Origin of the sequence: Meiothermus sp., assembly GCF_037443965.1 — a bacterium.
In the GTDB taxonomy this organism is placed as follows: Bacteria; Deinococcota; Deinococci; order Deinococcales; family Thermaceae; genus Meiothermus.
On sequence record NZ_JBBINI010000026.1, the window covers coordinates 1 to 24,963 of the forward strand.

General features: G+C 58.4%; 27 protein-coding genes. 15 read left to right on the top strand and 12 right to left on the bottom strand.

Annotated elements, in window-relative coordinates; translation table 11 throughout:
- Positions 1-249: 249 nt before the first annotated feature.
- Complete coding sequence (locus tag WKI89_RS13100; RefSeq protein WP_337870312.1) at positions 250-894, bottom strand: ElyC/SanA/YdcF family protein; 645 nt, start codon at positions 892-894, stop codon at positions 250-252.
- Between the two features lie 191 nt (positions 895-1,085).
- Here WKI89_RS13100 and groES point away from each other — a divergent pair, with 191 nt between their 5' ends.
- From groES to WKI89_RS13120, 4 genes are all read left to right on the top strand, one after another.
- A complete protein-coding gene (gene groES, locus WKI89_RS13105; protein WP_337870314.1) occupies positions 1,086-1,379 on the top strand; it encodes a co-chaperone GroES in 294 nt (97 codons plus the stop codon).
- Between the two features lie 83 nt (positions 1,380-1,462).
- Positions 1,463-3,103, top strand: a complete 1,641-nt coding sequence (gene groL, locus WKI89_RS13110; protein WP_337870316.1) for a chaperonin GroEL — start codon at positions 1,463-1,465, stop codon at positions 3,101-3,103.
- Positions 3,104-3,539: 436 nt separating this feature from the next.
- On the top strand, positions 3,540-3,767 hold the full coding sequence (locus tag WKI89_RS13115; RefSeq protein ID WP_337870318.1) for a hypothetical protein: 228 nt from the start codon (positions 3,540-3,542) through the stop codon (positions 3,765-3,767).
- Between the two features lie 20 nt (positions 3,768-3,787).
- The gene (locus tag WKI89_RS13120) at positions 3,788-4,183 is read left to right on the top strand and encodes a hypothetical protein (RefSeq protein ID WP_337870320.1); all 396 of its coding nucleotides are present in this window, start codon (positions 3,788-3,790) and stop codon (positions 4,181-4,183) included.
- Between the two features lie 26 nt (positions 4,184-4,209).
- On the opposite strand, the gene WKI89_RS13125 is transcribed toward WKI89_RS13120, so the two are convergent.
- Both WKI89_RS13125 and WKI89_RS13130 read right to left on the bottom strand, forming a co-directional pair.
- A complete protein-coding gene (locus WKI89_RS13125; RefSeq protein WP_337870322.1) occupies positions 4,210-4,512 on the bottom strand; it encodes a helix-turn-helix domain-containing protein in 303 nt (100 codons plus the stop codon).
- A 228-nt stretch (positions 4,513-4,740) separates the two neighbouring features.
- On the bottom strand, positions 4,741-5,094 hold the full coding sequence (locus WKI89_RS13130; RefSeq protein ID WP_337870324.1) for a helix-turn-helix domain-containing protein: 354 nt from the start codon (positions 5,092-5,094) through the stop codon (positions 4,741-4,743).
- Positions 5,095-5,215: 121 nt separating this feature from the next.
- On the opposite strand from WKI89_RS13130, the gene WKI89_RS13135 reads away from it, so the two are divergent.
- The 5 genes from WKI89_RS13135 (at position 5,216) to WKI89_RS13155 (ending at position 9,736) form a co-directional block, all read left to right on the top strand.
- Positions 5,216-5,752: a YceI family protein gene (locus WKI89_RS13135; RefSeq protein WP_337870326.1), complete on the top strand. Its 537-nt coding sequence runs from the start codon at positions 5,216-5,218 to the stop codon at positions 5,750-5,752.
- Positions 5,753-6,229: 477 nt separating this feature from the next.
- The gene (locus WKI89_RS13140; RefSeq protein ID WP_337870328.1) at positions 6,230-7,321 is read left to right on the top strand and encodes a ring-cleaving dioxygenase; all 1,092 of its coding nucleotides are present in this window, start codon (positions 6,230-6,232) and stop codon (positions 7,319-7,321) included.
- A gap of 87 nt (positions 7,322-7,408) precedes the next feature.
- Positions 7,409-8,365: a ring-cleaving dioxygenase gene (locus WKI89_RS13145; protein ID WP_337870330.1), complete on the top strand. Its 957-nt coding sequence runs from the start codon at positions 7,409-7,411 to the stop codon at positions 8,363-8,365.
- 9 nt (positions 8,366-8,374) lie between these two features.
- Positions 8,375-8,992, top strand: a complete 618-nt coding sequence (locus tag WKI89_RS13150) for an alpha/beta hydrolase (protein WP_337870331.1) — start codon at positions 8,375-8,377, stop codon at positions 8,990-8,992.
- A gap of 102 nt (positions 8,993-9,094) precedes the next feature.
- Positions 9,095-9,736 (top strand): flavin reductase family protein, encoded by a 642-nt coding sequence (locus WKI89_RS13155; protein WP_337870333.1) that lies wholly within the window; start codon positions 9,095-9,097, stop codon positions 9,734-9,736.
- Positions 9,737-9,758: 22 nt separating this feature from the next.
- Here the strand turns inward: WKI89_RS13155 and WKI89_RS13160 are convergent, their stop codons facing one another.
- Together WKI89_RS13160 and WKI89_RS13165 are read right to left on the bottom strand one after the other, a co-directional pair.
- Entirely contained in the window at positions 9,759-10,562 is an 804-nt protein-coding gene (locus WKI89_RS13160) for an SDR family NAD(P)-dependent oxidoreductase (protein WP_337870335.1), read from the bottom strand.
- The gene (locus WKI89_RS13165; RefSeq protein ID WP_337870337.1) at positions 10,559-11,185 is read right to left on the bottom strand and encodes a metallophosphoesterase; all 627 of its coding nucleotides are present in this window, start codon (positions 11,183-11,185) and stop codon (positions 10,559-10,561) included. The genes WKI89_RS13160 and WKI89_RS13165 overlap by 4 nt, the downstream gene beginning before the upstream one ends.
- Positions 11,186-11,525: 340 nt before the next feature.
- Here WKI89_RS13165 and WKI89_RS13170 point away from each other — a divergent pair, with 340 nt between their 5' ends.
- On the top strand, positions 11,526-12,491 hold the full coding sequence (locus WKI89_RS13170; RefSeq protein ID WP_337870340.1) for a type I phosphomannose isomerase catalytic subunit: 966 nt from the start codon (positions 11,526-11,528) through the stop codon (positions 12,489-12,491).
- A 205-nt stretch (positions 12,492-12,696) separates the two neighbouring features.
- Here WKI89_RS13170 and WKI89_RS13175 read toward each other — a convergent pair whose 3' ends face one another.
- The gene (locus tag WKI89_RS13175; protein WP_337870342.1) at positions 12,697-12,891 is read right to left on the bottom strand and encodes a hypothetical protein; all 195 of its coding nucleotides are present in this window, start codon (positions 12,889-12,891) and stop codon (positions 12,697-12,699) included.
- Positions 12,892-13,095: 204 nt separating this feature from the next.
- Positions 13,096-14,319 (bottom strand): flavodoxin-dependent (E)-4-hydroxy-3-methylbut-2-enyl-diphosphate synthase, encoded by a 1,224-nt coding sequence (gene ispG, locus WKI89_RS13180; protein WP_337870344.1) that lies wholly within the window; start codon positions 14,317-14,319, stop codon positions 13,096-13,098.
- Between the two features lie 107 nt (positions 14,320-14,426).
- On the opposite strand from ispG, the gene WKI89_RS13185 reads away from it, so the two are divergent.
- On the top strand, positions 14,427-14,903 hold the full coding sequence (locus WKI89_RS13185) for a redoxin domain-containing protein (RefSeq protein ID WP_337870347.1): 477 nt from the start codon (positions 14,427-14,429) through the stop codon (positions 14,901-14,903).
- On the opposite strand, the gene WKI89_RS13190 is transcribed toward WKI89_RS13185, so the two are convergent.
- Positions 14,900-15,892 (bottom strand): DUF1517 domain-containing protein, encoded by a 993-nt coding sequence (locus tag WKI89_RS13190; RefSeq protein WP_337870349.1) that lies wholly within the window; start codon positions 15,890-15,892, stop codon positions 14,900-14,902. The two genes, WKI89_RS13185 and WKI89_RS13190, sit on opposite strands and share 4 nt — an antisense overlap.
- Positions 15,893-16,198: 306 nt before the next feature.
- On the opposite strand from WKI89_RS13190, the gene lon reads away from it, so the two are divergent.
- A complete protein-coding gene (lon, locus tag WKI89_RS13195) occupies positions 16,199-18,652 on the top strand; it encodes an endopeptidase La (RefSeq protein ID WP_337870350.1) in 2,454 nt (817 codons plus the stop codon).
- 90 nt (positions 18,653-18,742) lie between these two features.
- Here lon and mscL read toward each other — a convergent pair whose 3' ends face one another.
- Both mscL and WKI89_RS13205 read right to left on the bottom strand, forming a co-directional pair.
- A complete protein-coding gene (mscL, locus tag WKI89_RS13200; protein WP_337870351.1) occupies positions 18,743-19,102 on the bottom strand; it encodes a large conductance mechanosensitive channel protein MscL in 360 nt (119 codons plus the stop codon).
- A gap of 303 nt (positions 19,103-19,405) precedes the next feature.
- On the bottom strand, positions 19,406-19,798 hold the full coding sequence (locus WKI89_RS13205; RefSeq protein ID WP_337870352.1) for a hypothetical protein: 393 nt from the start codon (positions 19,796-19,798) through the stop codon (positions 19,406-19,408).
- 95 nt (positions 19,799-19,893) lie between these two features.
- Here WKI89_RS13205 and WKI89_RS13210 point away from each other — a divergent pair, with 95 nt between their 5' ends.
- Genes WKI89_RS13210 through hisH form a run of 3 tightly spaced genes read left to right on the top strand, consistent with a single transcriptional unit; the run spans position 19,894 to position 22,133 of the window.
- Positions 19,894-20,952, top strand: a complete 1,059-nt coding sequence (locus WKI89_RS13210; RefSeq protein WP_337870422.1) for a histidinol-phosphate transaminase — start codon at positions 19,894-19,896, stop codon at positions 20,950-20,952.
- The gene (gene hisB, locus WKI89_RS13215; protein WP_337870354.1) at positions 20,945-21,529 is read left to right on the top strand and encodes an imidazoleglycerol-phosphate dehydratase HisB; all 585 of its coding nucleotides are present in this window, start codon (positions 20,945-20,947) and stop codon (positions 21,527-21,529) included. The genes WKI89_RS13210 and hisB overlap by 8 nt, the downstream gene beginning before the upstream one ends.
- A 4-nt stretch (positions 21,530-21,533) precedes the next feature.
- Positions 21,534-22,133, top strand: coding sequence for an imidazole glycerol phosphate synthase subunit HisH (gene hisH, locus WKI89_RS13220; RefSeq protein WP_337870356.1), 600 nt, complete (start codon positions 21,534-21,536; stop codon positions 22,131-22,133).
- 354 nt (positions 22,134-22,487) lie between these two features.
- On the opposite strand, the gene WKI89_RS13225 is transcribed toward hisH, so the two are convergent.
- A complete protein-coding gene (locus WKI89_RS13225) occupies positions 22,488-23,723 on the bottom strand; it encodes a right-handed parallel beta-helix repeat-containing protein (RefSeq protein ID WP_337870358.1) in 1,236 nt (411 codons plus the stop codon).
- A 295-nt stretch (positions 23,724-24,018) separates the two neighbouring features.
- Complete coding sequence (locus WKI89_RS13230; RefSeq protein WP_337870360.1) at positions 24,019-24,936, bottom strand: carbohydrate kinase family protein; 918 nt, start codon at positions 24,934-24,936, stop codon at positions 24,019-24,021.
- Positions 24,937-24,963: the final 27 nt, after the last annotated feature.

Genomic DNA, 24,963 nt, shown 5'->3' on the forward strand with positions numbered 1-24,963 from the left:
CACCCAGACGTAGGTAGCCACCAGGAGGGTTTCTGCGTCAAGATAGTACAGGGGGTGCTCTCTGTGGGTTTCCATAGCACCCCCTCTTTTTTACATCCCCTGGGGTAGGTCAAGTAGCACACGAAGGCATAACTTACCAATGCCCACTTACCCCATTTTTCTCTCGAGCCAACCCTTTAGCGATCGTTTTGCTTGGGACTGGAACGGCAAGCTCGACGGTCGGGGCCTCCTACGCCGGGCCGAACAGTCTCATTGAACGGGGTCTACCCCAATGCGAACTGGTTCGCCCAGGTACTTGGGTTGCCGATTCAGGAGCAGGTCTAGTGCCATTTGCACCCGGGCCAGGGGTTCGCGGAACCAGGTGTTGGACCACCCCTCGGGCACGTCGGGGGCATTGAACCCGATGGCCTCTAAGCCGCGCTGCCGGGCGATAAACACCGCCCGCTGATTGTGGAACCGCTGCGAGACGATGGTAAAGCGCTGCTCCCCGAAAACTTCTTTGGCCCGCACTACCGAGTCCAGGGTGCGGAATCCGGCGTAGTCGCGGTAGATGCGCTCTTGGGGAACCCCCAGGGCTATCAGGGCCTTGCGCATGGCGGTGGGCTCGTCGTAGTAGCGGCTCGAGTTGTCACCACTAACCAGCAGGTAATCCACCTTTCCAGCCCGGTAGAGCTGGGCTGCTGCCTGGATACGGCCCACGAAGTAGGGGTTGGGGCGGCCCCGAACCGTGGTGGGGCCGGTGCCCAGAACCAGGCCCACCCGGTTGTGGGGAACCTGCTCGGGCTCAGCGAAGAGCCAGGGCTGGCTGACCCGCTCGACCCAGGTGTTAATACCAAACAACAATAGAGGGAAGGATAGAATCAGAAATCCGCCGAACCAAAACAAGTATTTCAAAAATATAGTCCAGCGCACTTTTTTAGTATAGGACTAGATTCTGAACTTGATATTAGCAGACTCAACTGTTTTGGGTCTTGTGGGCTAGTCCTCTTGACATTCTCATGGATAAGCCAAAATAATATGTTTCTGGGTTGACACTCAAATCAGTCAAGTGTCAATACACAAACTGAAGCTAAACAGGAGGACACATGCCAACTAAGACTGCCATCAAGCCTTTGGGAGACCGTGTTGTGGTGCAACGTGTAGAAGAAGAGCAGGTGACCCGTGGAGGGATTGTGCTGCCCGACAGCGCCAAGGAGAAGCCCCAGAAAGGCAAAGTGATTGCGGTTGGGGCAGGCCGCTACGAAGACGGCAAGCGCATCCCGATGGATGTTAAGGAGGGTGACATCGTGGTGTTTGCTAAGTACGGCGGCACCGAAATTGAACTTGATGGCGAGGAGTACATCATCCTCTCCGAGCGCGACCTGTTGGCAGTGATGTAAGTAAGGGCTAATCGCTGTTGGTCAGTAGCAAATAATCGAAGAAGTTAGCTCTCAACAATAAACACTTTGAAAGGAGCAACACAATGGCAAAAATGCTGGTTTTTGATGAAGCCTCCCGCCGTGGCCTCGAGCGCGGCATGAACGCCGTAGCCAACGCTGTAAAGGTGACCCTAGGCCCCCGTGGGCGCAATGTGGTGCTGGAGAAGAAGTTCGGCAGCCCCACCATCACCAAAGACGGTGTAAGCGTTGCTAAGGAAGTGGAGTTAGACGATCACCTAGAGAACATCGGCGCCAAGCTGATGATCGAGATTGCCTCCAAGACCAACGACATCACCGGTGACGGCACCACCACCGCCACCGTGCTGGGCCAGGCCATCGTCCGCGAAGGTCTGCGCAACGTGGCCGCCGGCGCCAACCCCCTCGACCTCAAGCGCGGCATCGAGAAAGCAGTTGAAGCAGCAATCCAGACGGTTCAGGAACTCGCCGTTCCGGTCAACGACCGCAAGGCCATCTTCGAAGTGGCCAGCGTATCGGCCAACAACGATGCCGAGATTGGCAACCTGATTGCCGATGCCATGGAGAAGGTGGGCCGCGAGGGCGTCATCACCGTAGAGGAGTCCAAGAGCCTCGACACCGAACTCAACTTCGTGGAAGGGTACCAGTTCGACAAGGGCTATATCTCGCCCTATTTCGTCAACAACCCCGACGCAATGGAAGCCCAACTCGACGACCCCTACATCCTCATTACCGAAAAGAAGATTACCAACGTGCGTGAGCTTCTGCCGGTGCTCGAGCAAGTGGCCCAGACTGGCAAGCCCATGCTGATCATCGCCGAGGATATCGAAGGCGAAGCCCTGGCGACCCTGGTGGTCAACCGCCTGCGCGGCACCCTGAACATCGCCGCCGTCAAGGCCCCTGGCTTCGGTGACCGCCGCAAGGAGATGCTCAAAGACCTGGCGGCCATCACCGGCGGTACCGTGATCAGCGAGGAGCTGGGCTTCAAGCTGGAGAACGCCACCCTCTCCATGCTGGGCCGCGCCGAGCGGGTGCGCATCAACAAAGACGAGACCACCGTGGTGGGCGGCAAGGGCAAGAAGGAAGACATCGAGGCCCGCATCAACGGCATCAAGAAGGAGCTCGAGACCTCCGACAGCGAATACGCCAAGGAGAAATTGCAAGAGCGTCTGGCCAAGCTGGCCGGCGGTGTCGCTGTCATCCGCGTGGGCGCTGCCACCGAGACCGAGCTCAAGGAGAAGAAGCACCGCTACGAGGATGCCCTCTCCACGGCCCGCGCCGCGGTCGAGGAAGGTATCGTGCCGGGCGGTGGTGTGGCCCTGCTGCGTGCTGTGCCCGCCATCAAGAACCTGATCAAGGAGCTCGATGGCGATGAAGCCACCGGGGCTAAGATCGTGCTCCGCGCCGTCGAAGAGCCCGCCCGTCAGATTGCCGCCAATGCTGGCTACGAAGGCAGCGTGGTGGTGAACGGCATTCTGAATAAGAAAGATAAGAACTACGGCTTCAACGCTGCGACGGGCGAGTATGGCGACATGATGGAGTGGGGTATTGTAGACCCGGCCAAAGTGACCCGCACGGCCCTGCAAAATGCCTCGTCCATCGGCTCGCTGATCCTGATGACCGAGGCCGTGGTGGCCGAGAAGCCCGAAGAGAAGAAGGCTCCTGCCATGCCTGCGGGTGGTGGCATGGGCGGCGATATGGACTTCTAAACCAAGGCCATCAGAGAACACCCAACCTTTCGAGGTTGGGTGTTCTGTTGTCTTGGAGAACCTGTGTTGTGCTAGTGCTCTGGTAATACCGTTTCCGCTTGAATCCTTCACCGCCCGCCGCAGTCAGAGGTGAAGGATTCAAGCCGACCGAAGGGAGTAGAAAAACATTTCGGTAGTATCGTTTAGGCTTGCCGAAGTGAACGATACTGCCGAAATGCGTATAACTTGATTCCTGGGATGGATCTGGCTCCCTTAATATCTGGGAGTTGCTTTGAGCGCTTCATTTTGGGAACTTCACTGCATATCAATCTTTAACTTACCAACCCACTAGGGTGGTCTTCAAATGAATTGCCCCGCTGATGGATTGTGTCATGCATCAATGCCAGAAATCCTGAAAATTAAGTGCTAGAGAATATTCGCCAACATTTATCGGTGCTTGCAGATCTATGCCGTCATCGCAGTTTTAGGTCTTAGTGTTCCTGCTCTAGCCCAGTTCAGTGTGGGTGCCCGCCTCGAGGCCAGCTACAGCACCACCCTAGCGCCCAACCTCACGGCGGGCGTGTTGGGTCGTTTGGATGTGCCCATCTCGCCGGCATTTGGAGTTGGAATTCTGGTTCGCCCTTTTGTTCAGTACGGGGTAGATTTGGTAAGCGATGCCCCCTGAGCGTGAGCGCCTATGCTCGAGTGCGCCTTCCCCTTAGCATTGACATTACCCCTACCAGCGGCTTTGGCTTCAGTATCTCCCCCCAAGCTGGTGTGGATCTAGCCTATGACCTGGGCGGTGGAGCCAGCCTAAGCAGTGGCCTGCGCCTGTTTACCGATCTGCCCATTGCACCGTCGGGCGGTAGCTTTACATGGCTCATAGATGGGTATCTCGAGTTTGGCTATGCCCTGGATATGCTCAGCCTGTATGCGGGGATCTCCCTCGACCAGATCGTACCCAGTCCCTTTGCGCAGACCATTTACCCAGGGGCCAATTACGATATCCTCTCCAACCTGACCTTCAACCCCGAATTTGGTTTTAGCAACTTCGACTTCAACACCGCCTACCTGTTGTTGCGCTTCGCCATCAAGCTTTAGGCCTGGCAACATACCATACCAAGGCTTTAGCTTTGTTCTTGCTCCCATTGGGCAAGGGCCTCGAGGGCAGGTTGTAGAGCCCGGCCCAGGGAGGTCAGGGCATAGTCCACCCGGGGGGGCACTTCGTTGTATTCGGTTCGGCTAATCAGGCCAAACTCCTCGAGTTCTTTTAATCGCAGCGATAGTGTCCGCGGAGGCAAGGTAGTCACCTGCTGCAACGCACCAAATCGCAACGAGCCGCCCTGGAGCGAACGCAGAATGGTATATACACCGCGTTGGCCCAACAATTCGAGTACTGCCTCGAGGGGCTTTTCTGCAGATTTAATCATATTTAAAGCGTACCTATGTCTTTTCCAATGCAGGTATACCAGCATTACAATGCGACCATATAGTCGTTTTGGAAATAGTTCTAATAAATAGAACTGAACATTATTGGAAGTGCAATAAGGTTTCGGCTACTGCAAAATAGGTATGGTTCTGCAAAAGAGACACCTCGAAGTATTAAGACAAGAAATTAGCCCAGGCTACAAACCTGGGCTGCCCACAACACCCAATTCCTACAGGGCAACTGGCTCCGGCAGGTATTGCCGTCCCCAGCGGTCTATGGCTTCGATCACGGTTTGCAAGGCCTGACCGGCCTCGGTCAGGGCGTAGCTGGTGCGGGGTGGCATGGTGGAGTGGATGGTTTTGGAAACGATCCCCAGGTGTTCCAGCTTCTCTACCCGCTGGGCCAAGGTGGCCGGATTGCAACCGCCTACGGCCCTGGACAGTTCATTGAAACCCTTGGGGCCATCTAGCAAAGTACGAATGATGTGCAATGTCCACTTCTCTTGCAAGACATTGATCGCCTCATAGACCGGGCAAAAGCTGTGGTCTATTTGAGAGGTTTCTGGAGCAACAAGCTTAGCCATCGAACTGAAGTATACCACACCTGCTTTCTTTGTTCAAATACTTGACTAATCATAACACTATATTTTATAATATAGTTGTTGATCCAAAGTATGCAGCCTGGATCAGACCAAGGAGAACAAAATGAATTGGAATCTGGATAGCAGCCATACCACCGTCGCCTTCTCGGTCAGGCACATGGGCATTTTCACCGTTCGCGGCCAATTCAAAAAGGTTGCAGGGACCATTGAGGCCAACGAGCGAGGTGTGCCCAGCAAAATCGAGGTTGCCATTGATGCGGCTAGCATCGAGACCGGTGAGGCCCAGCGCGATGTTCATCTGCGTTCCCCCGATTTTCTGGATGCCGAGCAGTACCCCGAGCTGCGTTTTGTGAGCAAGCAAATTGAAGCCCTGGGGGGTAACCGCTACAAAATCTACGGCGATCTGACCATCCGTACCATCACCAAGCCGGTGGTGCTCGAGGCCGAACTCAATGCCCCGGTCAAAGACCCCTGGGGCCTGACCCGCACCGGTGCCACCGCAACCGGCGCAATCAACCGCAAAGACTGGGACTTGACCTGGAATCAGGTGCTCGAGTTCGGGGCCTTGCTGGTAGGCGAAGAGGTCAACTTCACCATCGAAGTGCAGGCCGTTGCCGCAGAGGCTTCTGTTGCGGCCTAGAGCTACAGGATTGGCAGGGGTAATCCCAAAGTCATACCGTTTCCGCTTGAATCCTTCGCCGCCCGCCGCAGTCAGAGGTGAAGGATTCAAGCCGACCGAAGGGAGTAGAAAAGCATTTCGGTAGTATCGTTTAGGCTTGCCGAAGTGAACGATACTGCCGAAATGCGTATCAATCCTTAACTCACCAAACCACCTAGCGCATGGGCTTGGTTTTTGATACAGAATTAGCCTTTGATGCAGGATTGGCTCGTTAATAGCTCTTTGGTTTGTTCATAACTCTTTGCTACTAGACCACTGGTTTTGCTGCTTGAGGGGCAAATTGCACAGCTTTTGGAAAACCAGGCAGTATCGTAGATCTCAATCGAGCGGTGGGCTGCACCGGCAAGGGGTACTGTAAATGAGCTCGATTCGTGCAAAGTCGAGCAACTCTTTAGTGCGGGTCTTGGCGTGTACAGCGCTTTTTTTGAGGAAAACACCATGCACAAGGTCAGAGGAATTCATCACGTTACCGCAATGGCAGGCCACCCGCAGCGCAACCTGGATTTCTATGTCGGCGTATTGGGCTTGCGCCTGGTTAAGGTAACGGTTAATTTCGACGACCCCGAGACCTTCCACTTCTACTACGGAGACGGCCTGGGCCTGCCCGGCACCATTCTGACCTTTTTCCCCTGGCAACGGGCCCTGCCCGGACGGGCGGGGGTGCATCAGGTAGCCAGTATCGGCCTGGCGATTCCACAGCACAGCCTGGGTTACTGGATGCACCGCCTGATGGAGAAAGGGATTGGTTATGAAGGCCCCTTGTGCCGCGAGATTCCTGGCCCCGATGGGCCGGAAGAGGTCAGGGTGTTGGCCTTCAAAGACCCCGATGGCATCGCGGTGGAGTTGGTGGCAGCTCCCAGCGTACCGGCTTTTCAATACTGGGCGGGAGCCCCTGTACCGGAGGAACATGCCATCCGGGGCATTTTCGCGGTTCAGATGTGGGTACCACAGGCCGAGCCTTCGGTGCGGCTGCTCGAGGCGCTGGGCTATCGGCGAGTGGGTCAGGTGGACGCCATCAGCTACCTCGGCCCATCCCAGGAATCGAGCAGCTTTGGCCTCGTCGAAGTGCGTGAAGCCGGCAGTTTCATGGCTGCCAAAGGGGGCGTGGGCACCGTGCACCACGTTGCGTTTAGCGTGCCGGACGACGAAACCCAGCAAGCCTTGCGGGAGCAGCTCCAGAGGAGGGGCGTGCGGGTTACATCGGTGCAGGATCGCCGGTATTTCCGCTCGATTTACTTCCGCGAGCCGGGGGGCATTCTGTTTGAGATTGCCGCCGACATTCCTGGTTTTACGCGCGATGAGCCCTTTGAAAACCTGGGCACCGGCCTGCGCCTGCCCGAATGGCTCGAGCCCATGCGGGCCCAGATTGTGCAAAAGCTTCCGCCCATCACCTATGCATCGCCCATGCCGCTACAAGCGCCCGAGGCGGTCTCGATATCTATCGCATCGAGTGAAACCCCCGATGATCGGCAGGGTGTCTCCGGTATAGCTTTATCCGAGGCTGGAGTTCATCCCGATAAGGCGAACTAGCCGGTTGCCCCTGGGATGTTGACTGGCAGGCTACAGTTGGCCGGGTATCTTTCCCGGCATGATAGTAACTATGCGAAAGGAGCGGGTATGAAACCCGTCAATGGACTTCATCACATCACCGCCATAGCAGGCAAGGCCCAGCGCAACCTGGATTTTTACGCGGGTGTGTTGGGGCTGCGCTTGGTCAAGAAGAGTGTCAATCAGGATGACCCAGGCACCTACCACCTTTTCTACGCCGACGCAGAGGGGCGTCCCGGTACCGACCTGACCTTTTTTCCCTGGGAAAGCATGGCCCCTGCCCGCAAGGGCACCGGGCTTGCGGTGGAGGTGCAACTGGCGGTGCCCGTGGGCAGCCTGGCTTTTTGGGAAGCCCGTTTGCAGGGCTATGGGGTGCGGCTGGGAGCTCCCGAGGTGCGCTTTGGCGAGAAGGCCCTTCCCTTGCGCGACCCGGATGGCCTCGAGCTGGCCCTGGTCGAGACCGCGCCCCGTCCCTTCAGCCCCTGGGAACGCACCCACGTGCCGGAAAACCGCCAGATTATGGGCTTGCACGGGGCCCGACTGTGGCAACAAGCCCTGGCCCCCAGCGCCGATTTTCTAACCCGTGTAATGGGGTTCGAGTTTGCTGGGCAGGAGGCGGGTTGGAGCCGCTACACCGTGGCGGGCGGCGGGTCGGGTAGATTTGTGGACATCAAAGAACTGCCCAACCTTCCCAAAGGCCAGTGGGGAACCGGCAGCATTCACCACCTGGCCTGGAGCGTAGACGACACCGCACACGAGATGGAGGTGCGCAAACAAATTCTGGCTGCGGGAATCCCGGCCACCCGGCAGATTGATCGCTTCTGGTTCAAGTCGGTTTACTTTAACGAGCCGGGGGGCGTGGTGTTTGAACTGGCCACCGATGGGCCGGGTTTTGCCGTGGACGAAGACCCCGCCAAACTGGGGGAAGCGCTGGTGCTGCCCCCCTGGCTGGAACCGCACCGCCCGCAAATTGAGGCGGTGCTGCCCAAGCTCGAGGCCCCCAACCCCGGCTTGCCCAAACATTAGCACCCTCATATGACCGGATTGTCTTTTATTCACCGTTTCGAGGCGGGAACCTCGAGCCACACGCTACTGCTATTGCACGGCACCGGCGGCAACGAACACGATCTGGTGCCGCTGGTGTACCAACTGGCGCCGGGGGCTGCGCTTCTTTCGCCCAGGGGTAAAGTGCTGGAAAACGTCGCCCCGCGCTTTTTTAAGCGCCTGGCCATGGGCGTTTTCGACGAGGAAGATCTCAAGGCCCAGGCCGCCGACCTGGCCCGGTTTGTGCACGATGCAACCCGCCGCTATGGCCTGGATGCCGGAAAGGTCTATGCGCTCGGGTATTCCAACGGCGCAAACATGGCCGCGGCCCTCATGCTCTTGCATCCAGAGGTACTGGCAGGGGCGGTTTTGCTGCGTCCGGTGTTGCCTTTGGAGGTGGCACCACTCCCCGATCTGACCGGGAAAACCGCCTTTCTGGCGGCTGGAACGCAGGATGCCTGGTCGCCTGTCGCGCGGGTGCAGGCCCTGGCAGACCGCCTGGAACAGGCGGGTGCGCGGGTACAACTGCGCTGGCAGCAGGGGGGCCACCAGCTCTATCCCGAGGAACTGTCGGCAGCCCAAGCCTGGTTGGCTCAGAACTTGGCCTAGGCCGGTTTGCTTCCCGATAACCCACAAAGCGCGACCGGGTCTGGCAAATAAACTGCGGTTGATGGTCGTGCAGGGGCTTCTGCGCTGGGTAAACTGGAGCCTGTGGACTTCGACTTCGCCCTTTTAAAGCCGCAGGAGCGCTACAAGCTTCTGACCGGACTGATCGTACCCCGCCCCATAGCCTGGGTAACCAGCCTCAACCAGGATGGCTCCGTCAATGCGGCTCCGTTCAGCTTTTTTAATGCGATGGGTTCCGACCCGGCCTTGCTGGTGATTGGCGTGGGCAACCATGCGCCTGCGCGCCCCAAAGACACCGCGGCCAACATCAAGCGCAGTGGGGTATTTGTGGTCAATCTGGTGAGCGAGGCCCTGGCCGAAGCCATGAACATCACCGCTACGGAATTTCCACCCGAGATCAGCGAAGTCGAGGTCGCTGGGCTGCAAACGGTACCTTCGGTGCACGTCGCGGTGCCACGCCTGGCCCAGGCCCCCGCAGGGTTTGAGTGCAGGTTGCACACGGTGCTGGAAATAGGCCGCAATCGGATGTTGATTGGCGAGGTGCTGGGGGCTTTTGTACAGGATCGGCTGGTTGCCGATGTGGCAAAACTGCACCTCAAGACCCAGGAACTCGGCCTGATTGGGCGCATGGGGGGTAGGGGTGGCTATGTACGCACAACCGACCTGTTCGAGATGCCTCGAGTGAGCTACGAGGAGTGGAAGAGGGAGGACGGGCAGGAGCCCTAAACAGTGTAGTCGTGGAATTGTTCTAAGGCCCCTTTCGTCTGGCTCCGGTATTCCAGGCCAGGTGTTCGGCAATCCGGGGAAACACTCGGGCCAGCAGGTCGAAGATGTGCAACTGCCAGGGTACAAACATGGCCCTGGCCTCGAGCTCGATGGCCCGCACGATGCCCAGTGCAGCCTGACGTGAGGTGATATCGGGTATGAACCGTCCCACCCTGGGGATGCGGTTTTCGGTATCGGTGTTGCGGATGAAATACTCGCTATCGCTAATTTTGCCGGGGAAAAAGGCACAGACCTTTACTTTGCTGTGGTAGAGGTCGGCGCGCAGGGCTTCGGTGAGGCCATTCAAGGCCCAGCGGGCGGCCACATAGCCGGTAGCGCCCGGCCATACCAGCCGGCTGGCCGGCGAGCAGACCGAAAGAATAAAGCCCCGGTCTCGCTTTAGCATGGCGGGCAGAAAAACCCGCGTGAGGTAGGCCGCGGCAAAGTAGGGGGTGTCCATCAGGTGCTGTAGGTCCTCGAGGGGGGTTTCGTCCAGAAAACGCCACGCGCCTGCACCGGCGCTGTGAATCAGAATGTCGGGGGTGCCCTGTTCCCCAAGCACCTGTTCGCCCAGGCGGACTGCCTCCTGCGGTTTGCTGAGGTCGGTGGGGAAGGCCCAGGCCGCTCCACCTGCTGAGCGGATTTGAGCAGCCATCTGCCGCAACTCGGCTTCTCGGCGGGCCACCAGCACCACCCGGGCCCCCCGCTTGGCGAGCTCGAGGGCCGTGGCTTTGCCAATCCCACTGCTGGCCCCACTGATGACACACAGGCTTCTGGCGATGTTCATAGTTCGATCAGGGTGTACTCGAAGGCGTTGATGACCCGGACGCCTTCGGGGCTGGTGTACTCCCGTTTGGGCTGGGCCTCGTAGAGATGGATGTGGCCGTGGACGTGTATTTTTGGGCGGTACAGGCGGTGAAATAGACCGAGTGCAGTACTGCCCCGATGGGGGAAGTCGGTGCCCGCATTGGGGCCGGGGGGCGGGGCATGGCTGAGCAGAATATCCACCCCGTGCCCGGTGACCAGACGACGGGCCAGCAGCACCGGATACCAGGATAAGAATCGGGTCTGGGCTTCGGTTTCGTTGTACTGTCCAATCTCGCGGTTGTTGTAGCGGGGGCAGCCTCCCCAGCCCGCAATCCGGAGGCCAGCCACCTCTACAATGCGCCCGTGGGCCTCGATGGCACCGCCGGGTGGGGTCAGGTTGCCCAGATAGTCCTGCACGTATTCTTCCTTGTGGTTGCCGTGCACATAGACCACCGGAACTGTGACCTTGGTCGCCACAAACTCAATGTAACTGCCGGGTAAATCACCGGCTACCAGTACCAGCTCAAAAGGGGGCAGGTTGCTGGGAAAGCGTTCCTGATGAATGAAGGGGTGAAGCTGATCCGAAAGGGCTAGGATGCGCATTTTGGGATGCTCCTGAATGCGAAAAGGAGAAATGGGGCAAAGGCGCTACTGAGCTTTGGCATAGACCAGAACCGGGTTCAGTTTGTGTACAGTCTAATACGCATTCCGGCGGTATTGTTCACTTTGGAAAGTCTAAACGATACTGCCGGAACGTACCCCTACTCCCTTCGGTCGGCTTGAATCCCTCACCTTTGATTTCATCCAAAGGTGAAGGGTTCAAGCGGAACCGATATAAGCTGGGTTTATGCAGGTTTGTCAAACCATTGCAATCCGTGCCCGGTGGGTGGGATGGGCCAGGATGGCTTGGTGATTTGGATGGCTTGGCGATAGTATCGGCAGGATGAAACCGACCATTCCCGCGGTTTGCCTCGAGGCCCAGCCGGTGCCCCGGGTCTGGGGCGGGGCTCGCATCGCCGAGCGCCTTGGCCTGCAAACTGCAGAACCCATTGGAGAACTCTGGCTGGCCTACGACCAGAACCCCATTCGTTCGGGGCAGTGGGCGGGCTGCACGCTGGCAGAAGTCTTGCCCCAGCTTGGAGCCGATTTCATCGGCAAGACGCCTTATGCCAAGTATGGCCTCGAGCTCCCCCTGCTCATCAAATTCCTCGATACGGCTGAGTGGCTCTCGGTGCAGGTACACCCCGACGATGCCCATGCCCACACCGTGGAGGCGGCCAGTGGTTTTCACGGCAAAACCGAGGCCTGGTACATCCTCGAGGGCGAGGGGGAAATAGTCTATGGCCTACTCGAGCCGATGGCGCGCGCAAGCCTGGCCAAAGCAGCCCAGGAGGGTACCGTCTGGAACTGCCTGCGGCGGGAATGGGTGGTATCGGAGCAGGTGATTCCGGTTCCTGCGGGCATCATTCATGCCCTGGGGCCCGGCCTGCTGCTCTACGAAGTACAGCAGCGCTCCGACCTGACCTACCGCCTCTACGACTACGGACGGCCCCGTGAGCTGCATCTGGAGAAAGGGCTGGATGTCGCCAGGCTCGAGCCCACCCCACTGCCACACCTTGCCCCGCTGCCAGCCTGCAATAAAGAAATCCTGCTGGCCTGTGAGGCTTTTGTGCTCGAGCGCCACTATCTACGGGGCAGGCTGACCCTCCAAGCGCCCGAAGACAGCTTCTTACTGCTGACGCTAATTGTGGGAGGCGCGGAATGGTTGGAAGGGTCGCTCTCCTGGGGCGATACCTTGCTGATAGGGGCAGGGGAGGCCATCGAACTGACCGGTCAAGCCCAGTTTCTGGGCGCGTTTGTGCCTTCGCCGGAATGGTTGAACGGGTATCCGGCCTCGGTTCGGGGGTGAAAACCACTCTGATACGCATTTCGGTAGTATCGTTCACTTTGACCAGCCTAAACGATACTACCGAAATGCTTTTCTACTCCCTTCGGTCGGCTTGAATCCTTCACCTCTGACTGCGGCGGGCGGTGAAGGATTCAAGCGGAAACGGTATGAGATATACATGCGGGCAAAAAAAGGGAGGCTATGCCTCCCTTTGATGCGAGCGGGATTACTCCTGCCCCAGATCGTACAGCTCGAGCACATCGCCCCAGGCTTTGCTGACGCGAAAGCAGTCCCAGATGGTCTTGACCGAGCACTTGGGTTGTGGGCGGCTCAGCACGAGTCGGGCAGGGCGTACCACCCCAGTTGACATCGAAGGTTGTCCCATAGGGTGGTTGTTGGTTTGGGTCAGGGTGGTCTCCACAGCGGTTCCTCCTACGAAACCAGGATAGGCCTATCTGTGTTTTTACTGCCAGTACCAAACGAAAAAGTTTTACACCCAACAAACCAAATATACAAACCACTATACACAGACTAAGTTGTAATAACTAAATAGATACACTAAATTTGACCTCGAGTGGTGTAAAGGCAGTTGAACCTACCCCGTTTTGCGTCCCCGCTCGAGCCATCAAGCTGGCTGTTTACCGTAACGTTTTTGGATGTACTCCTCTACCATGCCCATGAACTCCTCGGCAATGTGGTCGCCCTTGAGGGTAGTGGCAAGCTGTCCGTCTATGTAGACCGGGGCACGGGGGGCCTCGCCGGTGCCGGGTAGGGAAATTCCAATGTCGGCGTGTTTGGACTCCCCAGGGCCGTTTACCACACAGCCCATTACCGCTACCTTGAGATTTTCCACCCCAGGGTATTGCGTTTTCCATACAGGCATCTGGGCATTCAGGCGGGTCGAAACCTGCAAGGCCAACTCCTGAAAGAAGGTGCTGGTGGTGCGTCCACAGCCGGGGCAACTGGCTACGCTGGGGGTGAACTGCCGTACCCCAATGGATTGCAGGATTTCTAAAGCCACCTCCACTTCTTTGGTGCGGGGCTCTCCGGGGGCTGGGGTAATCGAAACCCGAATGGTATCGCCAATCCCCTCGGTTAGCAGCGGAACCAGACCCGCCGTGCTGGTCACAATCCCGCTCACGCCCATGCCAGCCTCGGTCAGGCCCAGATGCAGCACCGCTGGGGTGCGCTTGGCCAGCTCTCGGTAGACCCACCACAGGTCGGGGGCATTGGAAATCTTGGCCGAGAGGATAATTTTGTCCTCGGTCAGGCCATACCGGAGGGCCCATTCATAGCTGCGCACTGCCGATTCGACGATGGTTTCCAGCGTCACCTGGTGGGCCTCTTTGGGTTCGGGGCGGGCCGCGTTGGCCTCCATCATCTCGTCGAGCAACCCGGCATCCAGCGAGCCCCAGTTCACCCCAATGCGCACCGGTTTGCCGTACTCCACAGCCACCTCACACATGGTGCGGAAGTTGGGGTCTTGCTGCTTGCCCTTGCCCACAGTGCCGGGGTTGATGCGGTACTTGTCCAGGGCCAGCGCCATCTCGGGGTATTTGCGCAACAAAATATGTCCATTGAAATGGAAATCGCCCACCAAAGGTACATCAGTGCCCAGATCGGCCAGCCTACGCTTGATTTCGGGCACGGCTTTGGCGGCTTCGTCGTTGTTGACGGTCATACGCACGACTTCAGAGCCGGCGCGGGCCAGGGCCCAGACCTGACCCACGGTGGCCTCGATATCGGCAGTGTCGGTATTGGTCATGGACTGCACGACGACTGGATGATCGCCTCCCTTGGGTACTTTGCCCACCCAGACCGTCGGCGTTTTGCGGCGATTGACTACCATATCTCCAAGTCTAATATCTTCAGGTCAGGCGAATAGTGGATCGGGTGGGGGTTAGGGGGGTATATTCCTACCCGATGGAACGCTTCTTTGGTAACTTTAGGTAGGTTATGGCGATACAAGTTGGCGACTTCCTCCCCGATGTGACGGTCTACAACACCGCTGTCGAGGCCCAGCGATTGCCCCAACTGATGAAGGGCAAGCCCCTGGTGCTGCTGTTTTTCCCGGCAGCCCATACCCGGGTTTGCGAGCGAGAACTCTGCACCTTCCAGGATGGTTTGGCTGCGTACAACGATCTCGGAGCCGAGGTATACGGCCTGAGTGTGGACACCCCTTGGACGCTGGGGGCCTATGCAAAAGCACTAAATCTGGCTTTTCCGCTCATCTCCGACTATGGCAAAGAAGCGACCCGGGCCTTTGGTCTGGAGATCAGCCTGCGGGGCCTGCCAGGTTTTTCGCAGCGGGCGGCCTATGTGGTGGATGGCACGGGCCGGATTGTCTGGGCCTGGGTGGCCGAGGTTCCGGCGCAGGAGCCGCCCTACGATGAGGTGGCGGCAGCCGTAAAGGCACTGTCCGCTGCCGCCTAGAGCAGCTCGAGCTTGGGCCAGCCCATAAGCAGTTCCTGCTCGGTAAGGGCTTCACCCTCGGCCTCGGGTGTCCAGGCGACATAGGCTGCTAGGGTATTGACCGGGCTCGAGGAGGCCAGGGCCATCAGGGCCTGACGTGCACTGGCAGCCCGCAAAGGGGAGGCGACGGGGGGAATCGCACCGCTGACAGCCAGCAGCAGCGTGACCAAGATATAGCGCCCATCGGGCTCGGCCTTGGACTGATATCCGGCCTGAACCACCTCTTTACCTTCAAAGTGCCGATAGGTCTCGACAAACTCGGAACGGGTCTCGGTCATCCAGGTGTCGAACTGCCCTTCCGCTTTCTGGAGGCTTCCTGTCCAGACCTCGTACATACCAAAACGCCATCCGGCCTGATCGCGAAGCAGAAGCACGGCGGCATTGTCCATGAGGTCGGCCAGGCCACGCACACTCTCGGTATCGGCGGCCTGGGCCATGTAGCGCAGGTTGGCTTGTAGTTCCGGTGTGAAAATTGTGGCCAGCCGAAGCCGTGCTACGGTGCTTTCGGGCTCACCGCCGACAGCCACGCCAGTCCCGGCCCGTTGAAGCCCGCGAATCATCGAAAAGCTAGCCAAAAGAATTCCCCCTAAGAAGAGGATCGCGATGAGGTCGAATCCATAGCCCGTACCGGGATTGATGTAGATAGGGGGTCGGGTGCTGGGGTAGCTGGGATAATTGGGAGGGTAGTAGTCGCGGGGGTAGGTTGGGTAGGTTGGATAGCTGCGGGGGGTTGGCAGGGGCAGGGAAGGGGATGGAGAGGGATTGACCCTGGGAATGGAGGGGGCTGGACTGGGTGTGGAAAATCCACCTCGACCTCCAACCCCACCTCCGCTACGCTGTGCCAGCACCGAATTCCAACCGGGCAGACCCCTCTCAACCAACGAGTTTCCCGTGGGTATGGGGGAAAAGACCCAAAGCATCAACAATATCCAGACCACAACCACTTGCATCTTTATCAGCATACTAGGTTGTGCTTCTGGAAGCTTGCACGCTTTGCTATCTACCCCAACTCCATTTTCGACCAGCCTTTTAAGCTAGCAAGTCCGTATTTAGTTAAGATGGGCGTTTTCGGGCGGACACTTATTCTGCCAGTAAAACCGGTTCAAGCATTGTGGCGGGGGTTCTTATTGCCATAATGGTATTCACTAAACTTGATAAAGGTAGACTCATGTCTAATCCCGGTGTTTAGCAAAAAATCAAGCCATGGCTGGTTGAGGGTCTAAGTTGTAAACTTGCGATATAGAAGGGGAATCCTGATGAGCGAAAAAGCCGATAAACCCAATACACATCTTCCAGATACCCTTCCTGTATGCCCGGTGCGCGGCTCGGTGATCTATCCCAGCATGGTGATGCCGATTGATGCGGGCAGGCCCATTTCGATTCGTGCAATTGATGCTGCTTTGGCTCAGGAACGGGTCATCTTGATCGTGAGCCAGCGTGACAAGGAAGTCGAAGAGCCGGGTGCCGATGATCTGTATGAAGTGGGCACCGCTTGCAATGTGTTGCGGATGCGCAAAAATGCCGATGGCTCGGTGCAGATGCTGGTGCAGGCTTTTGCCAGGGTCCGCGTCGGGCAGTATCACAAGGTAGCTGGATACCTGGAAGCCAGTGTGGTGCGGCTACCGGAAATTGAAGGCAAGGCCACCGAGGTCAAGGCCTTGTTCCGCGAGGTCAAAGAGCGCTTCGAGAGCCTCTTGAAGGAAGGCAAGTACCTCTCACCCGAGGTGGCCCAGTTTGTCGTGAACCTCGAGGATGCCTCGCAACTGGCAGACTACATTGCCTTTCACCTCGAGTTCAAGCTGGAAGACAAGCAGCAAATTCTAGCCACGCCCTCGGTAGTAGATCGTCTCAAGCGCATCGCGGTCTTGCTGGATGCGGAGCTGGACTTGATGGAGACCCAGCGCCGCATTCAACAGCAGGTTAAGGATGAAATTGACAAAAACCAGCGCGAGTTTTATTTACGCGAGCAGATGAAAGCCATCCAGCGCGAGTTGCACGGCGAAGAGGGCGAGATGGAAGTGGAGGAGTTTCGCGAAAAAATCGCCGCGCTCAAGCTACCTCAGAACGTATTGCCCGAAGTGGAGCGCGAGCTCTCGCGTTTTGCCCGCATGCATCCCGACTCTGCCGAAGCCAGTGTGGTGCGTACCTATCTGGACTGGATTACCAATCTGCCCTGGAATGTCCGCACCGAAGACCAGATTGACCTAAAAGAAGCCCAGCGAATTCTGGAGGAAGACCACTATGGTCTGGAAAAAGTCAAGGATCGGGTCTTGGAATACCTGGCGGTTCGCAAGCTGAAATTGGAGCGCCAGAAAAAGGGAGAGATACCCCCCGAAGAGGTGTCCAAAGGGCCTATCCTGCTCTTTGTAGGGCCGCCCGGGGTGGGGAAAACCTCCATTGCCAAGTCTATTGCCAAAAGCCTGGGCCGCAAATACCACCGTATCTCGTTGGGCGGTGCGCGAGATGAATCCGATATTCGCGGCCATCGTCGCACCTACATTGGGGCCTTGCCAGGACGCATTATTCAGGGTATTCGGCAGGCCGGAAGCAAAAACCCGGTGATTCTTCTGGACGAAGTGGACAAGCTCGGTGCTTCCTACCAGGGCGATCCCGCGGCAGCGCTGCTCGAGCTGCTCGACCCGGCGCAGAACAAAGAGTTCACCGACCACTACCTGGGGGTTCCCTTCGACATGAGCGAGGTGCTGTTCATCTGCACCGCCAACTTCCCGGAGAACATCCCAGGCCCCCTGTTCGACCGCATGGAGCTGATCGAGTTTACCAGCTATATCGAGCAGGAGAAGCTCGAGATCGCCAAGCGGTATCTGCTGCCCCGGCAGATGAGCGAGAACGGGCTCAAGGAAAACCAGGTGCACATCACCGAGGCGGCCCTGATGCGCCTGATTACCCACTACACCCGCGAGGCCGGGGTGCGCAACCTCGAGCGTGAGATCGGAACGCTGTTGCGCAAGTCGGCCCGGGCCATTCTGGAAAGCGGTAAGAAGCGGGTTCGCATCACCGACAACGATTTGGAGAAATATCTAGGCCCGGCCCGCTTCCAGCCCGAGTCCGAGGCCAGAGCCCCACAGGTGGGGGTGGCGACCGGGATGTTCTACACGCCGGTGGGTGGCGACATCATGTTTATCGAGGTGTCGGCCATGCCAGGTAAAGGCAACCTGATTCTGACTGGGCAACTCGGCGATGTGATGAAGGAATCGGCCCGCGCCGCGCTTTCCTATGCCAAAAAGAACGCCCAGCGTTTTGGCATTGCGCTGGAAAAGTTCGATAACTCCGATCTGCACATTCACGTTCCAGCCGGCGCAGTGCCCAAGGAAGGCCCTTCGGCAGGCATCGCCATTACCGCTGCCCTGGTCTCGGCCCTGGCCGAAGCGCCGGTGCGAAACGATGTTTCCATGACCGGCGAAATCACCCTCACGGGACGGGTTTTGCCTATTGGCGGGGTTAAAGAAAAGGTGCTGGGGGCACGCCGGGCCGGCATCCGCGAAGTGATTCTGCCCAAGCAGAACCAGCCCGACCTTTCCGATATTCCGGCCTATCTGCGCCAGAACCTCAAGTTCCACTTCGCCGACACCCTGGACGAGGTTCTGGGCTGGACCCTGGTAGGGGGAATGGGGGCCCTCGAGCGCAGAATGTCCACAACCACTCCCAAAAAAGCCAGGCGTAACAAAGTGCAACCTGCAGCCAGGGCTTAGTCGCCGTCCTGTTTGCAAAAACGTTTCTTGAAGGGAACCCTTCAGTAAAGCGGTAGCTGGGGCACTGCCCCAGCTATCCAGGTTTCTTGGTTATTTTTTTAGGGCATCGCGGATTTCCCGCAGCAGCACGATGTCTTCCGGCGGAGCAGGAGGGGCTTCATCTTTTTTACTCATTTCCTGCAGCTTGTTCATGGGCGTGACCACGAAGAAATAGAGCGCAAAAGCTACCATTAAGAAGCTCACCACGGCATTTAGAAACTTGCCGATGTTAAGGGCTCCGAGCTTAATGGCCGAAAAGTCGGGTGCGCCAAAAATCATGCCTATCAAGGGGTTGAGGACATCCGCTACCAGCGAGTTGACGATGGCCCCAAAAGCACCCCCGATAATCACACCCACTGCCAGGTCGAGCACGTTTCCACGCATGATGAATTTTTTGAATCCCTCTAACATACAAACCTCCCAGTTCTCAACCCTGTTCTGGATGAAGGTCGTCCCAGTTTTTCCACAGACCATGGGTTGAAGCCAGATAAATGAAATTGCCTGACGACCTGCTGCTAATCTAAGGCCCTGGGGATTTTGCCGTCAAGGCACAATTTCTTTAGTTTTGTGCAAACTTCATACGCATTCCGGCGGTATTGTTCACTTTTGAAAGTCTAAACGATACTGCCGGAATGCCCTCCTACTCCCTTCGGTCGGCTTGAACCCCTCACCTTTGATTACATCCAAAGGTGTTGGGTTCAAGCGGAACCGGTATCAATCGGTTTTGTCCCGCACAGCCAAGGGATAAACCTCCTCGTACTGCATGGTGATGCGTTCTGGGTTGAAGTAGGTCTGGGCATAGCTTCGGGCTGAAGCACGCATCTGCTTGAGGTCGGGTGAAGTCGGCAGTTGCACCACCGCCTGGGAAAAGGCCTCCAGATCGCCATACTCCACCAATCTACCCACCTCGGGGGTGAGCCATTCGGGAACCCCACCCACCCGGGTGGCCAGCGCCTCGAGGCCCGACTGCCCAAACCCCTCGTGCTCCGAGGCCAACAGGAACACATTCGCCGCCCCGTTGATGGCTTCGGGGTTTATGGCCGTGGCTAGCGAGGTCACGCAATCGTCCACCCCCAGGCCCGGATAGCACAGCATCGCGATTCGCATGGCCTTAGCCTAAAGAACCCAGCCGGCCTGCATTGGCGCTGGGTTCACGGCTGCACACCCTTGACGTGCAGCCCATGAGTTCCGACAATCGGGGGGTGAAGGCCTTCAAGCCCCATTTACAGGGACTGCCCAGCTACCCCTACAAAAAGGTAGAAGCACCCATCAAGCTCGACCAGAACGAGAGCCCCTACGACCTACCCGCCGAGCTCAAGCAGCGGGTTCTGGCGCGCCTGCAACACCTGGATTTCAATCGCTATCCCTATCTGCACGCCGAGGACGTGCGGGAAAAGCTGGCCGCCTGGCTGAACTGGCCCATGGAGGGGTTGGTGGTCGCGCCGGGCTCCAACCTGCTTATTCAAGCCCTAGTGCAGGCTTCCAACGGTGTAGTGGATACCGCCCCTTCGTTTCCGCACTACGCCTTTTCCGCTAAAATGTCGGCCACGCCTTACCAAGCAATTCCGCTCGAGAGCGGCTTCTCCCTGCCGACCCAGGCTCTGCTCGAGGCCATGGACACCCCTCCGGGCTTACTGTTTCTGCCCAACCCCCATGCCCCCACGGCCCGGCTGTTTGCCGAAGCAGACTTGTATCGTTTGGCCGACAAAGCCGCCCGGACAGGCTGGCTGCTGGTCATAGACGAGGCCTACCACCAGTTTTCAGGCACGGATTACTCGTCGCTGGCTCGAGCCAACCCCAGTGTGGCCCTTCTGCGCACCTTCTCCAAGGCCTGGGGCCTGGGGGGGATCCGGGCCGGCTACCTACTGGCTTCGCCGGAGGTGTGCAACGTGGTGCAGAACTTCGTCCCGCCTTTTGGCCTGCCGGCCCACACCGCCCAGATTCTCCTGACGGTGCTGGAGGCGCCCGGCTATGTCCAGGGGATTGTGCAGACCCTGGTGGCCGAGCGGGAGAAGCTGTTTCGGGCCCTGCAAAAGCACCCCACCTGGCGGGTGTACGAAAGCCAGACCAACTTCCTCCTGGTGCGCACACCCGATGCGGCCGCGGCCTATCAGGGGCTGCTGCGCCAGGGCATCTTGGTGCGGCGGCAGGATCACTATCCGGGCCTCGAGGGGTGCATCCGGGTCTCGGTGGGCACGCCTCAGGAGAACCAGCGCTTCCTGGAAGCCGCCTTTTCCCTAACCGAGGTGCCCCATGCGTAGCGCCACCATCGAGCGCAGCACCGCCGAAACCCAGATCAAGCTAAGCCTGCACCTCGATGCGGCCCCGGGCGGGCATATCTCGACCGGCCTGGGCTTTCTGGATCACATGCTATTGGCTTTGCAGCGGCACGGGCGCTTGGGGCTCGAGGTCGAAGCCACCGGCGACCTGGCGGTGGACGTGCACCACCTGGTGGAGGATGTGGGCATCGTGTTAGGAATGGCCCTGCGGCAAGCGGTGGGGGAGGGCCGGGGAATCGAACGCTACGGCGAGGCCACCGTGCCCATGGACGAAACCCTGGTACAGGTGGTGCTGGATCTGTCCGGGCGCAGCCACCTGGCCTTTGCGCCCGAAGAACTGAACATCGAAGGCAGCGCCGGGGGCCTCAATGCCTACCACCTGCGGGAGTTTTTGCGGGGGCTGTGCAACCACGCGGGCCTCACCCTGCACCTGCGGCTCCTGGCCGGCCGGGAAGCCCATCACGTGCTCGAGGCCGCCTTCAAGGCCCTGGCCCGGGCCCTCTACCAGGCCACCCGCCTCACCCGGCCCGACCTGCCCAGCACCAAGGAAGTGCTGTAGCCCCATGAAGACCCTCCTGATTGACTACGGTTCGGGCAACCTGCACAGTGCCGCCAAGGCCCTGCAAGCCACGGGCTACCGGGTCACGGTCTCGGATGACCCCCGTCAGGTGGGTGCCCACGACCTGCTGGTGCTGCCGGGGCAGGGCCATTTTGGGCAGGTCATGCGCTCCTTCCAGGCCTCCGGCTTCGAGGAGGGGGTACGCCGGCATATTGCCCGGGGCAAGCCCTTTTTGGGCATTTGCGTGGGTATGCAGATTCTGTTTGAAGGCTCCGAGGAAGCCCCCGAAACCGCCGGGCTGGGCTTGGTGCGGGGCCGGCTGACCCGCTTCCGGGCAGCGCGGGTGCCGCAGATGGGGTGGAATACAGTGGAGTACAGCGCCCACTTCCAGCACCTGTCGGACCGCTACTTCTACTTTGTGCACTCCTACTTCGCCCCGCTGGTGGAAGGCAGCGTAGGTATCACCGACTACAGCGGCACCTGCTTTACCGCGCTTTTTGCCCAGGGCAACGTGGTGGCTCCCCAGTTTCACCCGGAAAAAAGCGGGGCTGTGGGGTTGGCTTTGCTCGAGGCCATTCGGCGGTATTTTACATCCGGCCTGTAAGTGTCTTCATAGTTGAAATGCGAGATCCGATCCCCAAAGATCAGCGGGGAATTGCGTCAGGTACGTCTTGCCGATTCCGCTGGTTTTGCCAATCTACCCTGGCCCAACTTCGAGCACTCTTCACATTTATTGAGCCACTCAAAACTCGATTGCTGATACCGTTTCCGCTTGAATCCTTCACCGCCCGCCGCAGTTAGAGGTGAAGGATTCCAGCCGACCGAAGGGAGTAGAAAAGCATTTCGGTAGTATCGTTTAGGCTTGCCGAAGTGAACGATACTGCCGAAATGCGTATGAGTCCAGTACAGCACAGTTGCCTCCCGTCCGGGAGGCAACGGCTGTGAAGAGTGCGATAGCCTACGGCTGCCGCTCGAGCTTGCAGGCGTTCTCGCCCAGGGTAGTTTGGCTGGTCTTTCCCAGATAGAGGTCGGTGAGCTTGTTCTGCTTGCATTCGTTGCCCTGGGCCCGGCCCCCCGCATTGCCCACGAAGTAAATCCCGTGTTCGCCGTTGTTTTGCAGAAGGTTGCGCTCGAGGATGGCCTGTACGTTGTCGCGGGCTAAAATGCCGCTGTAGCCGCTGGACTCGATGGTGTTCTGCGAGGCGGTTACTACCGCTTCTTTATCAGCAAAAAGCCCAAACTCGGCGTTGCCGCGAACAAGGTTGTTGATGGCCTGCACACGGGCTTTCTCGCTAACGCTGATGCCGTTGGTTGCGTTCTTCTCGATCAGGTTATTGCGGATGAAGCCTGTGGCCAGACCCAAACAAAAAATGCCAGCCTCTTTGTTGCTCAGGATGTCGTTGTTTTCCAGGGTCACCTGGGCCTGGTCTCGAGCCAGCACGCCGCTAAAGGTATTTTGTTGAATGGAGTTCTCTCTGGCTGTCGCGCTGGCGGCATCCGCCACATACAAGCCAAACTCGCCGTTCGTTTGGAGGTCGCTGTTTTCCAGGGTTAGCCTGCTCTGGTCAAACAGTTCTATGCCGCTGGCTTTGTTCTGCTCGAATAGGGTGTTATCTACCTGTCCGGCGCTATCGTCGTATAAGGATAGGCCGCTTCCAACGTTCTCTGAAAGATCGCTGTCCTTGATTACAACCTGACTCTTATCCAACACGGCCACGCCCTCGAGTCCGTTCTTGAATAACGCGCTTTTGTTTATGAACACCACGCTGTTGTTGCGTACGATAATCCCCGAACCGCCCCGGCGGCTGGCCTCGTCACGGACAGCTCCAGTCGCTACCACATCGGAAAAAGTGACATCGCCTGCCTGAACATCAACCACGTAGGCCTGGGCCTTGCCCTGATACTCAAATGCAAGGCCGGTTGCGCTGGACTTACCGCCTCCGCGAAAGCTGACCACATACCCCTCTGCTGTGGAAGTGATCACCGTTTGATTGCTTCCTGCTCCAACCAACTCGACGGGATTGTTTAGAGTCAGCGGCTGGGTAAGCCGATAGATGCCTGCGCGCAACACCGCCCGCCCGCCCCGCTGGGCCTGGGCCACAAAGGCCTGGACTTCGCTTGCGGGCACTTCAGGCAATGACTGGGCAAAAGCCAGACCAATAAACAAGAGCCATGCTGCAGCTACGCGCCTCATTTATCACCCCTCTTGTGCAACCCACGCATGCACAGCGTGGTGCTTGTAGCTGTGTTTGTGTGGTTGAGCACTGCAAATATGAGTCTACAAGCAAGGCAGACTCGAGCGCGTGATACTTGAACCTCGGCGATTAATACCGCTTCCGCTTGAACACTTCATCTTTGGGTGTAATCAAAGGTGAAGGGTTCAAGCCGACCGAAGGGAGTAGGAGTGCATTCCGGCAGTATTGTTCACTTTTGAAAGCTAGCCGTCGGGGTGAAATTGCCGGCAAAGCTCTGTACTGGCTGGCTAAAGCCTACCGGGCCTGCAAAAGGTCGTCCTGGGTAATGAGGCGACCCTGCCCACCTATAGCAGTGGCGGCCAGCGAGCCGGCCAGATTGCCTAGGCGGGCGGCCACAAAGGGGTCTTTGCCCTGCAGAATGGCATGGGCAAAGGTAGCGGTGAAAGCATCGCCCGAGCCGGTGGTGTCTACGACCTCCTCGAGGGGATAGGGTTCTACCAGTTCCTGCCGGGTGGGGGTGATGACAATCGAACCCAGTGCTCCCACCTTCACGATGACGGTCTCGAGGCCCCAGCCCTTGAGTTCGTTTACCCCCTCGCTGATGGAAGATGTGCCGGTCAGGGCCAATAGCTCCACTTGGTTCATCAGCAGGTAAGGCACACCACGCAGGATGTCCAGCAACTCCTTGCCGGCAGCCCGCACTGCGCCTGTGCCAAGATCGGCAAAGATGGGTAACTCGCGTCTGCGGGCAGCATCTAAGGCATTGATCGCATATTGTCGCTGTGGGCCTCCCACGAAGGCATAGGCCGAAAACACCACTGCATCTATCTGATCCAGTGCCTTGGCCTTGAACTCGGCTGCGTCCAGAAAGCGGCTGGCACCTCCTGCCGAGATCATCGAGCGCTCGCCCCCTGGAACCAGCAAAATCAGGATGGAAGAGGTGGTCTGCTCCGGATCTACCTGCAGGTATTTGAGGTCTACCCCCACTTTTTCCAACTGACACAAGGCCACGCTTCGGAAAGGGTCGTCCCCCACCCGGCTGGCCAGATAGGCTTTGTTGCCCAGGCTGGCCAGGTGTGCAGCCAGAGTTCCTCCCGCGCCCCCGGGCTTCATAAGGGCCCGCTGAGCCGGAACCTCCTCGCCTGGCTCTGGGATTCGCTCGAGAAAGTAGATTAAGTCAACCGATACATCCCCTACGACAAAAAACCGCATCCCGGCCTCCCAGCCCCCGTTTCCCAC

What these genes read in the sequence shown, in the direction of transcription:
- groES (WP_337870314.1), top strand. Translation starts at nt 1,086, where the DNA reads ATGCCAACTAAGACTGCCATCAAGCCTTTGGGAGACCGTGTTGTGGTG.
- groL (WP_337870316.1), top strand. Translation starts at nt 1,463, where the DNA reads ATGGCAAAAATGCTGGTTTTTGATGAAGCCTCCCGCCGTGGCCTCGAG.
- WKI89_RS13125 (WP_337870322.1), bottom strand. Translation starts at nt 4,512, where the DNA reads ATGATTAAATCTGCAGAAAAGCCCCTCGAGGCAGTACTCGAATTGTTG.
- WKI89_RS13130 (WP_337870324.1), bottom strand. Translation starts at nt 5,094, where the DNA reads ATGGCTAAGCTTGTTGCTCCAGAAACCTCTCAAATAGACCACAGCTTT.
- WKI89_RS13135 (WP_337870326.1), top strand. Translation starts at nt 5,216, where the DNA reads ATGAATTGGAATCTGGATAGCAGCCATACCACCGTCGCCTTCTCGGTC.
- WKI89_RS13140 (WP_337870328.1), top strand. Translation starts at nt 6,230, where the DNA reads ATGCACAAGGTCAGAGGAATTCATCACGTTACCGCAATGGCAGGCCAC.
- WKI89_RS13145 (WP_337870330.1), top strand. Translation starts at nt 7,409, where the DNA reads ATGAAACCCGTCAATGGACTTCATCACATCACCGCCATAGCAGGCAAG.
- WKI89_RS13150 (WP_337870331.1), top strand. Translation starts at nt 8,375, where the DNA reads ATGACCGGATTGTCTTTTATTCACCGTTTCGAGGCGGGAACCTCGAGC.
- WKI89_RS13160 (WP_337870335.1), bottom strand. Translation starts at nt 10,562, where the DNA reads ATGAACATCGCCAGAAGCCTGTGTGTCATCAGTGGGGCCAGCAGTGGG.
- WKI89_RS13165 (WP_337870337.1), bottom strand. Translation starts at nt 11,185, where the DNA reads ATGCGCATCCTAGCCCTTTCGGATCAGCTTCACCCCTTCATTCATCAG.
- WKI89_RS13170 (WP_337870340.1), top strand. Translation starts at nt 11,526, where the DNA reads ATGAAACCGACCATTCCCGCGGTTTGCCTCGAGGCCCAGCCGGTGCCC.
- ispG (WP_337870344.1), bottom strand. Translation starts at nt 14,319, where the DNA reads ATGGTAGTCAATCGCCGCAAAACGCCGACGGTCTGGGTGGGCAAAGTA.
- WKI89_RS13185 (WP_337870347.1), top strand. Translation starts at nt 14,427, where the DNA reads ATGGCGATACAAGTTGGCGACTTCCTCCCCGATGTGACGGTCTACAAC.
- WKI89_RS13190 (WP_337870349.1), bottom strand. Translation starts at nt 15,892, where the DNA reads ATGCAAGTGGTTGTGGTCTGGATATTGTTGATGCTTTGGGTCTTTTCC.
- lon (WP_337870350.1), top strand. Translation starts at nt 16,199, where the DNA reads ATGAGCGAAAAAGCCGATAAACCCAATACACATCTTCCAGATACCCTT.
- mscL (WP_337870351.1), bottom strand. Translation starts at nt 19,102, where the DNA reads ATGTTAGAGGGATTCAAAAAATTCATCATGCGTGGAAACGTGCTCGAC.
- WKI89_RS13205 (WP_337870352.1), bottom strand. Translation starts at nt 19,798, where the DNA reads ATGCGAATCGCGATGCTGTGCTATCCGGGCCTGGGGGTGGACGATTGC.
- hisB (WP_337870354.1), top strand. Translation starts at nt 20,945, where the DNA reads ATGCGTAGCGCCACCATCGAGCGCAGCACCGCCGAAACCCAGATCAAG.
- hisH (WP_337870356.1), top strand. Translation starts at nt 21,534, where the DNA reads ATGAAGACCCTCCTGATTGACTACGGTTCGGGCAACCTGCACAGTGCC.
- WKI89_RS13225 (WP_337870358.1), bottom strand. Translation starts at nt 23,723, where the DNA reads ATGAGGCGCGTAGCTGCAGCATGGCTCTTGTTTATTGGTCTGGCTTTT.
- WKI89_RS13230 (WP_337870360.1), bottom strand. Translation starts at nt 24,936, where the DNA reads ATGCGGTTTTTTGTCGTAGGGGATGTATCGGTTGACTTAATCTACTTT.